The organism is Roseomonas sp. TS2 (assembly GCF_058833935.1).
Window position 1 is genome coordinate 1 of sequence record NZ_JCACVY010000173.1, and the last position, 9,364, is coordinate 9,364.

Here is a 9,364-nt window from a genome sequence, read left to right on the forward strand (position 1 = left end):
CCGCCCCGCAGGGTTGACGGTGCGCGCCCCGCACCGGGGCCCCGCGACACAGAGGCTAGAGGCATGACCCCGCGCTACACGCTTCCGCTGCTGGCCGCCCTCGCGCTGCTGGGCGCCGCCCCCGCCCTCGCCCAGAGCCAGACCGAAGGCCATGGCGACCGCGCCAACCCCGAGGCCAGCGTGGCCCCCGGCGCGCTGCGGCCCGGCCAGGCCCCGCCCCTGCCCGGCAGCGCCACCACCTCCCTCAACGCCCAGCGCTGGCGGGCCAGCCGCCTGCTGGGCGCCGACATCGCCAGCTCGGAGAACCATTCCCTGGGCACGGTGGAGGACCTGCTCTTCACCCGGGAGGGGGGGCTCACCGTCATCATCGCGACCGGCGGCTTCCTCGGGCTGGGGGAGCGGCTGGTCTCCGTGCCCTATGAGCGGCTGCAATACAGCGAGCGCTGGGTGCTGCCAGGCGAGAACGAGGAGACGCTGAAGCGGATGCCCGAGTTCAAGTTCGACTAGGGCCTTTCCCGCCCGCCCCGGCGCACGGAAAAGGCCTGGCGGAAAAGGCCCTGGCTCATTGTTCTCGCCAGCCTCCTTGCGCGGCCAGGCGAAGCAGCCCTAGCCGCCGCCCCCCTCGCCTCCCGGCGGGGGGAGAAGCCGGCCGGTGCCGAAGTCGAACTCCGCCTGCAGCGCCGCGAAGGGGTCTTCCGCCGCCTGCGCCTCGTCGCGGTTCAGGCCCAGCGCGTCGAGCTGGGCGCCGCTGATGGCGGTGAACTCCACCCCCGCCTCCCGCAGCATGGCGATGGAGAGCAGCCCCACCCGGTCCCAGTAGGAGGCGGTGCCCTCGCGCGGGGCGGCGGCCACCACGCGCCGCACCCCGGCCTGGATCAGCAGCGTGGCGCAGGTGTTGCACACCGGCTTGCCCACCACATAGGCGTCGCACCCCCGCGCGCCATGGCCGGCATGGAGCAGCGCGTTCTGCTCGGCATGCACCATCATCCGCAGCTTGGTAGCCTTGTCCTGCAGCCGCTCCGCGCTGTCCTCCACATTGGAGGGGAAGCCGTTGAAGCCGGTGGCGACGATGCGCGCCTGCGGCTGGTTCACCAGCACGGCGCCGACCTTGGCGCGCGGGTCCTTCGACCACTGGGCGATGTGGTGCGCCAGGCCGATGTAGCGCGTGTCCCACCGCGCCAGCTTCTCCGGCCTGCCCTCGAAGGCGTTGACGTTGCTCATCCGCTCCCCATCCGCTGCGTCAGGGATGTGAACACCCTGCTCACGAAGTCGTTGACGGACCCTCTCCGCTGTGCGGCAATCCCGCCCGATCGCCGGGCACACGGCGACACCCAGGGACCACACGCTGCCACGCCAACGTTTCGTCTGGAGAGAGTTTTCCGATGCAGAGCACCGCCAACCGCGCCTTGCTGCGCCGCCGCACCCTGCTGGCGGGCTCGGCCCTGGCCATGGCCCTCGGGCTGCTGGCCGGCGCCACCCCCGCCACCGCCCAGGGGGCGGACACGCTGAGCCTGGCCGTCGCCGCCCCGCCCAGCTCGCTGGACCCGCACTACCACACGCTCTCCCCCAACAACATGGTGGCCGAGCACTTCTTCGATAAGCTCGTCTCCCGCAACGCCAAGGCGCAGCTCGAGCCCGGCCTCGCCGAATCTTGGTCGATGCTCGACGACACGACCTGGGAGTTCAAGCTGCGGAAGGGCGTGAAGTTCAGCGACGGGCACGAGTTCACCGCCGACGACGTGGTGGCCACCCTCAAGCGCATCCCCGCCGTGGTGAACAGCCCGGGCTCCTTCTCCATCTACACCCGCGCCATCATCGGGCACGAGGTGGTGGACCCGCACACCATCCGCTTCAAGACCGCCTCGGTCTACCCGCTGCTGCCGCAGGACCTGAACAACGTCTTCATCATCTCCAAGACGATGGAGACCGCCGGCACGGGCGACTTCAACAACGGCCGCGCGATCGTCGGCACCGGCCCGTTCCGGCTGCAGAGCTTCACCCCCGACGACCGCGTGGTGATGACCCGCAACGACGAGTACTGGGGCGAGAAGCCGGACTGGCGCCAGGTGACCTACCGCTTCATCAGCAATGACGGCGTGCGGGTGGCGGCGCTGCTCTCGGGCGACGTGCAGCTGATCGACGTGGTGCCGCCGGCCGACACGCCGCGCCTGCGCGGCACCCCGGGCATCGCCTTCGCCGAGATCCCGAGCCTGCGCGCCATCTACCTCAAGATCGACACGGCGCACGACGTCTCGCCCTACCTGACCGGGCCGAATGGCGAGAAGCTGGACCGCAACCCGCTGCGCGACCTGCGGGTGCGGCAGGCGCTCTCGCTCGGCATCAACCGCCAGGCCATCGTGGACCGCATCATGCAGGGGGCCGGCACGCCCACCGGCCAGATGATGCCGCCCGGCGCCAATGGCTGGGCCGAGGACATCAAGGCGCCGCCCTACGACCCCAACCGCGCCAAGGCGCTGCTGGCCGAGGCGGGCTTCCCCAACGGCTTCAGCATCACGCTGATCGGGCCGAACAACCGCTACGTGAACGACGCGCAGATCATCCAGGCGATCGGCCAGATGTGGCAGCGCATCGGGGTGAAGACCACGGTGGACGCCATGCCCTTCTCCGTGCTGGCGCAGCGCCAGGCGAAGAACGACATGTCGGCCATGCTGATCGGCTGGGCGACCTCGGGCGAGCCCTCCTCGGCGCTGCGCGGCAACCTGACGACACGCATCCCCGAGAAGGGGTTCGGCACCGTCAACTTCAGCGGCTACTCCAACAAGGAAGTGGACCGGCTGGTGGAGGAGGGCCTGCGCACGGCGGATGACGAGAAGCGCGAGGAGATCTTCAAGCAGGCGATGCGCGTGGCCATGGAGGATGTGGGGCTGATCACGCTGCACATGCAGAAGAACATCTGGGCCATGCGCGGCGGGCTGAGCTACGAGGCGCGGGCGGATGAATACACGGTGGCGATGAATGTGAGGAAGGCGGGGTAAATATTAAATCAGGGTGCTGGGCCAGATAGCCTCAGCACCCTGATCAAGCTAACTTGCACCAGTTCTTCTATGATAAGGCATATCAGCCACTACTATTTGCTGATTAATTTCATCCCACGAATAATATATTCTCAGACATCTCACAGGATCGCGTGTATTTCCGCCATTTTTTATATGCCAGTTAGCTGTGAGCTTTCTTCCTTGGAATTCAAATGTAAAACTATCTCCGCCGCATGGAGCATTTTCAATGCCTTCTTCGATAGAAATATTGGACAAGCTTCCACCTCCGTTCATTCTTCTGTTCCGACATTCGTTAGAAAGCCACAATAAACAACGTCCAGCCAAAGCGACGTCGCCAAACACAGCTTTCTTAATTCCGCTGCGAGCCACCGAAGACAATACAAGACGACTTAACAAGGTTTGATCGCACCAGTCTGAAAATTCCTCCCATATACTAGGTATATTTTCTTCTAGATCAATTTTTTGGCCGGTTGAAATAAGTTTTTCTTCAACCGCCTGCAGCCTTGCTCTGCTTCTAAAAAATTGAGATTCGGCTATTTTCGCTCTTTCTTCTTCGTGGTGAATTAACTCAAAAGCTTGCTCAGCGTATTGTTTTGCTGATGTGAGTTCTATCTCGAGAGCTTCAATGCGTTTTTGCGCCATGCGCAATTGTTCAGTATCACTAGCTCCTAAATTCCGTCCGTTTTCCTGTTCAATACGAAGCGCCACGCTGCGAACAGCAGCAAAGGGCATAACATCCGACCCAAGGCGGAAGCGCCGCAGGCTTTCACTAGCTGCCTGAGAGCTTAGTTCATAAAGATGTGATAAAGTATTAGACTGAATTTCTTCTGCAAGCATCAACCTGTGTTCATAAGGATCAGAATCAAAATCAAAATTTGGCGAATATACACGTATAGCTCCATTATAAACCGATCTTGCTTTCCCAAGTATTTTAGAAATATTGTATGCTGCGTTTGAAGATAGTTTGAAAACATGAGCAATCCCTGCCAATCTTCGAGAGAATTTTCTTATCTCTAAATCATCGACAGCGTATTTTTGAGCACCATTTAAACTGCTTATTGCAAAAATAGGGACTTTTCTTCGTTCCGATGTAAGAGAGTCAATGAAAATTTTTATTTCTTCTTCGCTATTTATGAATTCTTCATGAGATTTTAATCTTGAATTTCCTGAAAATACTTTTAGATTTTCAATTATCTTCCTCAAAAAAAACGGAACTGCTGGATCAATACTGAAATTTTCTTCGTGCGTGCTGGCTATTAACCTTAAACTAAACTTTGCATCTTCATTCTCATTATGGCCAATCGTAAACTCAGTTGTCCAAGTCCGCCCAGGAACAGATTTATCTGGATCTTCACAACGCAATGACCATATTTGGCTTTTTTCTAGTTTAATATTTACCCCTAATGTTGTTCGTCCGCCTGGCATAAACTCAAAATTTTCCCCCGCCCAAGCTGATGCAGGCAACCTACCGCCACAGCGTTCTTGAGCCCACCTCAATGCCTGATTTTGTGCAAATCGGATCGCCTCTTCAGGATCATCATGTATGATGCTAGCAGCAACACGAAGTATCTCTCGCTCTTGAAACTGTCCCTGTGTTCGTCTTGTGAAAAATTTGGGCGAATTTTCAGTAAAATCATTCATATTACTTCCTTTCCAAACATCCCGTGAAACCGCCCCAGGAAGCTCCTGAGCCTCTCGCTCTCCGGGTTCCCGAACACCGCCTCCGGTGGCCCCGCCTGGGCCACCCTGCCCTGGTCCATGAACACCACGTGGTGCGAGACCTCCCGCACGAAGAGCATCTCGTGGCTCACCACCAGCATGGTCATGCCGCTCTCGGCCAGGCCCTGCATCACGCCCAGCACCTCGGAGACCAGCTCGGGGTCCAGCGCGCTCGTCACCTCGTCGAACAGCAGCAGGCGCGGCTCCATCGCCACGGCGCGGGCGATGGCCACGCGCTGCTGCTGCCCGCCGGAGAGCTGGTAGGGATAGTGGCCGCGCCGCTCGGCCAGGCCGACGCGGGAGAGCCAGTGGGTGGCGGTGTCGCGCGCCTCGGCCTTGGGTTTGTTCAGCACCTTGGTCAGGCCCAGCATCACGTTCTCCTCCGCCGTCAGGTGCGGGAAGAGGTTGAACTGCTGGAACACCATGCCGATCCGCGCCCGCTGGGCGGAGATGGCGGTCTCGCTCAGCCGCCGCCGGCGGCCGCCTTCCATGCGGTAGCCCACCGGCTCGCCATCGAGCAGGATCTCGCCGCCATCATGCTCCTCCAGCAGGTTCACGCAGCGCAGGAAGGTGGTCTTGCCGGAGCCGGAGGCGCCGATCAGCGAGACCACCTGCCCCTGGCGCACCTCCAGGTCGATCCCCTTCAGCACCTCCACGGCGCCGAAGCTCTTGCGCACGCCCTGGGCGCGCAGCAGCACGTCATCGGCCATGCGGCCTCCTGCCTGTGTGGGTGGGGTCATGGTTGCCTTCCTCCGCGCGCTAGTAGCGGAGGTAGGAGAAACGCCGCTCCAGCCGCGCGCCGAGCCAGGCGATGGTGGCGTTGATCATCAGGTAGAGCAGCCCGGCAAAGAGGTAGAAATCGACGATCAGGTAGTTGCGGGCGACGATCTGCTGGTTGGTCAGCAGCAGCTCCACCACGCCGATGATGGAGAGCAGGGTGGTGCCCTTCACCACCTCCAGCCCGGTGTTCACCCAAGGGGGCAGCATCCGCCGCAGCGCCTGCGGCAGGATCACGTAGCGCAGCCGCTGGGAGAAGCGCAGGCCGATGGCCTTGCCCGCCTCCATCTGCCCCGCCGGCACCGATTCCACCGCGCCGCGCAGCGTCTCCGCGATATGCGCCGTGGCGAAGGCGGAGAGCGCGATCACCCCCGCCCAGTAGGCCGGCAGGTTGATGCCGAACAGCGACAGCCCGTAATAGGTGAACAGGATCAGGACCAGGATCGGGATGCCCCGCATGAAGTCCACATAGATCCGCGCCAGCAGCCGCAGCCACCACCAGCCATAGGCCAGCGCCACCCCCATCGCCACGCCGAGGATGGTGGCGAAGAGGATGGTCAGCGCCGAGGCGCTCATCGTCACCCACAGCCCGTTGAGCAGGGAGAAGCGCGCCACCCAGGCCTCGAACCAGAAGGTGCCGGGGGCGAAGGAGAAGTCGAGCATCGGCGCCCTCCCTCAGCGGATGGTGGCGTAGCGGCGCTCCACCTGCCGCAGCAGGGTGGCGAGCAGCCAGGCGGTGGCGAGGTAGAGGACGCTGGCGGTGAGCCACACCTCCATGACGCGGAAGGTGTTGGCGTTGATCTGCCGCGCCACGAAGGTCAGCTCCGGGATGGCGATGGCCGCGGCCAGCGAGGTGTCCTTGAACAGCGAGATGAGGTTGTTGCTGATGCTGGGCAGCGTGATGCGGAACATCACCGGCAGCACCACCCATCTCTGCCGCTGCCAGGGCCGCATGCCGATGGCCTTGGCCGCCTCCACATACTGCTTCGGGATGGAGGCCAGCCCGGCGCGGAACACCTCGCTCATATACGCCCCCGCATAGAGCGAGAGGGTGAGGATGAAGCTCTGCGTCTTGTCGAGGAAGTAGATGCCGAATTCGGGCAGCCCGAAATAGACGAAGAAGATCAGCAGCAGCAGCGGCGTGCAGCGGATGATCTCGACATAGGCCCAGACCGGCCCCGAGAGCCACCGCTTGCCCGAGACCCGCGCATAGGCCGCCGCCAGCCCGATGACGCTGCCGATCAGCAGCGACACCACGGCCAGCCCCAGCCCCAGCGCGAGCGCCTCCAGGAACAGCCCCCAGTTGCGGGTGATGACGCTCCAATCGAAGTAGTACTGGATCATGCGGCCCTGCTGCCCGGAATGGCGGGGTCCGGGGTGACACTGTCACCCCGGCGGGGGTCCAGGGGGCGGCGCCCCCTGGCGCTTCGGTCAGGAGAATTCGGCCGGATAGCCGATCTTGGGCGTGGCCAGCTCGATGCCGAACCACTTCTTGTAGGAGGCGGCGAAGGTGTCGAAATCCACCCCCATCATGGCTTCCTTGTACACGGTGTTGACCCAGTTCAGCCAAACCGGGTCCCCCGGCTTGACGGCCGAGGCGTAGGAATTGGGCATCCAGCCGTATCCGGCGTCGACGAAGCGCCCCGGCGCCTGCTGCATCAGCCAGCGGGCGGCGGACTGGTCGGCCATGTAGGCGTCGACGCGGCGGGCGTTGAGCGCCTGCAGCGTGGCGTCCGGGCTCTCGAAGGCATCGACCTTGGCCTGGGGCAGCGCCTTGCGCACCCACTCGGTGAGGAAGACGTTCTGCATGCCGCCGACGGTGACGGCGTTGCCCGCAGCCTTCAGCGCCTCGAAATTCTGGTACTTGGCGCCGCGTGCCAGCAGCAGCAGGGTCACGCCCTCGCGGTAGTAGGGGATGGTGAATTCCACCTGCTGCGCGCGGCCGGGGGTCACGGTCATCCACTGCACCACGATGTCCACCTTGTCGGTGACCAGCGAGGGGATGCGGGCGTCCGAGCCCTGGAGCACGAACTCCACCTTGCTCTCGTCGTCGAAGAGCGACTTGGCGAGCAGCCGCGCCAGGTCGATATCCATGCCCTGCAGCTTGCCGTCGGCGCCCTCGAAGTGCCAGGGCGGGTTGGTGCTGCCGGTGCCGACGATGAGGCGGCCCCGCTCCTTGATCACCTGGAGCTTGCTCTTGCCCAGCGTCTGGGCAACGGCCCCCTTGGGCGCGAAGAGGGCGGCGGCGCCGCCCAGCATCGCCCCCAAGCCGAACAGCCCGCGCCGCTCCATGCCGGCGGCCTTGTCCTTCTGGTCCATGGTCGGTCCCCTGCTCTCCCTCGCATGCCTTGGGTGGCATGTCCGGGGAGAAGGTCAGCAAGAAACGCGCCGCTTGTCACGCCACCGCAGCGAGTGAATTGCGGCGGCCGTCGATGATCTCGGCGATGCGCTGGCCGGAGCCCGCCCCCATGGTCCAGCCCGTATGGCCGTGGCCGGCATTCAGGTAGAGCCCGCCCAGCCGCGTGGGGCCGATGCGCGGCAGGCCGTCCGGCACCATCGGCCGCAGCCCGGCCCAGCGTATGGCGCCCGGCGCCGAGTCGGCCCCCTCGAAGGCGGGGAAGAGCTGCGTCACGCCGCGCATCAGCGCGCCGATGCGCGCCGGCGAGGGGGTGGTGTCGAAATCCGCCACCTCGGCCGATCCGACGATGCGATAGCGGTCGCCGAGCGGGGTGAGGGCGAATTTCCGGCCATCGTCGAGGATGGCGTTGCGCGGCCCCTCCGGCCAGACGGCGCGCGGCAGGGTGACGGAAAGCCCCTTCACCGGGTGGATCGGCACATGGATGCCGAGCGGCCGCAGCAGCGTGGCCGAGTGCGGCCCGAGCGCCACCACCACCGCGTCGCACGCCATCTCGCCGGCGGAGGTGGCCACCGCCGCCACCCGCCCGCCACGCTGCACCAGCTTCTCCACCGTGGTGCCGTAGTGGAACTCCACGCCGCGCGCGGCGCACCAGGCGGCCAGGCCCTGGCTGAACTTGCTGCAATCCCCCACCTCGTCCTGCGGGAAGTGCAGCCCGCCCGCCACCTTCTCGGCCACCGGGGCCAGCGCCGGCTCGCGGGCGATGCAGGCGGCGCGGTCCAGCCGCTCCGTCACCAGCCCGTGCGGCGCCAGCGCCTCATGCGCCCGGGCGGCGGCCTCCCACTCGACCGTGGTGCCGAAGGTCTTGAGCACGCAGCCGCCGGCATAGTCGTATTCCACGCCCGTTTCGGCACGGATCTCGGCCATGCAGCGCGCCGAGTGCAGCGCCAGCTCCAGATTGGCCAGCGCCCCCGCATTGTGCACGGCGGTGCGGGAGGCGGCGAGGAAGCCCAGGCCCCAGCGCCACATGCGCGGCAGGGCGGAGGGGCGCAGCAGGAAAGGCGCGTCCTCCTGCCCCAGCCATTTCAGCACCTTGAGCGGCATGCCCGGCGCCGCCCAGGGCTGCACCGAGCTGACATGGATGATGGCGCCATTGCCCCAGCTGGTTTCCAGCCCGGCGGCCTCGCGCCGCTCCACCACGCTCACCTGATGGCCGGCGCGCAGCAGCCAGTAGGCGCTGCTGACGCCGATGACCCCGGCGCCCAGGACGATGATGCGCATATCCCTGCCTCAATCCTTCTCCGCCAGCGCAGACTCACAGAGGCGGGCCACGGCGGCAAGGTCGCCCGGCTCCGGCACGGGGTGGATGCGCGCCGGCATCTCCTGGTAGGCCCGCCCGTCCTTGAAACCGTGGCCGGTGATCAGGCAGACCACCACCGCCCCCTCCGGCACCAGCCCGCGCGCCAGCAGCGCCGGCAGAGCGGCGATGGGGCTG

General features: G+C 64.7%; 9 protein-coding genes and 1 pseudogene. 2 read left to right on the forward strand and 8 right to left on the reverse strand.

Going from position 1 to position 9,364, the window contains the following annotated elements:
* Nucleotides 1–63 precede the first annotated feature (63 nt).
* Nucleotides 64–507 carry a PRC-barrel domain-containing protein gene (locus ACZJYS_RS19835; protein WP_379650056.1) on the forward strand — a complete coding sequence of 148 codons (444 nt, stop codon included), beginning with the start codon at nucleotides 64–66 and terminating at the stop codon, nucleotides 505–507.
* Nucleotides 508–606: 99 nt separating this feature from the next.
* Here ACZJYS_RS19835 and ACZJYS_RS19840 read toward each other — a convergent pair whose 3' ends face one another.
* Nucleotides 607–1,221 (reverse strand): deoxycytidylate deaminase, encoded by a 615-nt coding sequence (locus ACZJYS_RS19840; RefSeq protein ID WP_109516428.1) that lies wholly within the window; start codon nucleotides 1,219–1,221, stop codon nucleotides 607–609.
* A gap of 161 nt (nucleotides 1,222–1,382) precedes the next feature.
* Between ACZJYS_RS19840 and ACZJYS_RS19845 the strand changes: the two genes are divergently transcribed.
* Nucleotides 1,383–2,996 (forward strand): ABC transporter substrate-binding protein, encoded by a 1,614-nt coding sequence (locus ACZJYS_RS19845; RefSeq protein ID WP_493180050.1) that lies wholly within the window; start codon nucleotides 1,383–1,385, stop codon nucleotides 2,994–2,996.
* A 48-nt stretch (nucleotides 2,997–3,044) separates the two neighbouring features.
* On the opposite strand, the gene ACZJYS_RS19850 is transcribed toward ACZJYS_RS19845, so the two are convergent.
* The 7 genes and pseudogenes from ACZJYS_RS19850 to ACZJYS_RS19880 form a co-directional block, all read right to left on the reverse strand.
* Complete coding sequence (locus ACZJYS_RS19850; RefSeq protein ID WP_493180051.1) at nucleotides 3,045–4,658, reverse strand: hypothetical protein; 1,614 nt, start codon at nucleotides 4,656–4,658, stop codon at nucleotides 3,045–3,047.
* Nucleotides 4,655–5,446: an amino acid ABC transporter ATP-binding protein gene (locus ACZJYS_RS19855; protein ID WP_493180055.1), complete on the reverse strand. Its 792-nt coding sequence runs from the start codon at nucleotides 5,444–5,446 to the stop codon at nucleotides 4,655–4,657. Before ACZJYS_RS19855 ends, ACZJYS_RS19850 begins: the two co-directional genes overlap by 4 nt.
* Before the next feature lie 49 nt (nucleotides 5,447–5,495).
* Nucleotides 5,496–6,176 carry an amino acid ABC transporter permease gene (locus tag ACZJYS_RS19860; RefSeq protein ID WP_493180052.1) on the reverse strand — a complete coding sequence of 227 codons (681 nt, stop codon included), beginning with the start codon at nucleotides 6,174–6,176 and terminating at the stop codon, nucleotides 5,496–5,498.
* A 12-nt stretch (nucleotides 6,177–6,188) separates the two neighbouring features.
* The gene (locus ACZJYS_RS19865) at nucleotides 6,189–6,857 is read right to left on the reverse strand and encodes an amino acid ABC transporter permease (RefSeq protein WP_219929826.1); all 669 of its coding nucleotides are present in this window, start codon (nucleotides 6,855–6,857) and stop codon (nucleotides 6,189–6,191) included.
* An 87-nt stretch (nucleotides 6,858–6,944) separates the two neighbouring features.
* Nucleotides 6,945–7,832, reverse strand: a complete 888-nt coding sequence (locus ACZJYS_RS19870) for a transporter substrate-binding domain-containing protein (RefSeq protein WP_493180053.1) — start codon at nucleotides 7,830–7,832, stop codon at nucleotides 6,945–6,947.
* Nucleotides 7,833–7,908: 76 nt separating this feature from the next.
* On the reverse strand, nucleotides 7,909–9,150 hold the full coding sequence (locus ACZJYS_RS19875) for a D-amino acid dehydrogenase (protein WP_493180054.1): 1,242 nt from the start codon (nucleotides 9,148–9,150) through the stop codon (nucleotides 7,909–7,911).
* A gap of 9 nt (nucleotides 9,151–9,159) precedes the next feature.
* Nucleotides 9,160–9,364 (reverse strand): annotated as a pseudogene (locus ACZJYS_RS19880) (threonine synthase); the annotation flags it as partial.